Source organism: Sutterella massiliensis (assembly GCF_016899755.1).
In the GTDB taxonomy this organism is placed as follows: domain Bacteria; phylum Pseudomonadota; class Gammaproteobacteria; order Burkholderiales; family Burkholderiaceae_F; genus Sutterella; species Sutterella massiliensis.
Window position 1 is genome coordinate 1 of the sequence record NZ_JACJJC010000350.1, and the last position, 342, is coordinate 342.

General features: G+C 52.6%; 1 protein-coding gene. It reads left to right on the forward strand.

Features of this window, described 5'->3' with window-relative positions; translation table 11 throughout:
* Positions 1–342 (forward strand): IS607 family transposase (locus tag H6A60_RS12870; RefSeq protein ID WP_205105258.1); only part of this gene is annotated, 342 nt, incomplete at both ends.

The following is a 342-nucleotide window of genomic DNA, read 5'->3' on the forward strand; positions in this document are numbered from 1 at the left end:
ATCGTTTACTGCCGTGTCAGTAGTGCGGCTCAGAAGAACGACTTGAAGTCGCAGCTGGCTGCGATGCAGGCGTTTTGCCTCGGTGCAGGCATTGCCGTTGACGAGTGGATTGAAGAAATCGGCGGCGGCATGAACTTCAAACGGCCTAAGTTTCTCCATCTTGTCGATCGAATCGCGCGAGGTGAAGTGAAACATGTCATCATTGCTCACAAGGATCGTTTGATGCGCTTTGGCTTCGACCTTTTCGAGCATCTGGCTCAGGAAAATAGCTGCCAAATCACCATCGCGAACCAGGAGACTCTTTCGCCTCAGCGCGAAATGGTTGAGGACCTGATGGCCATC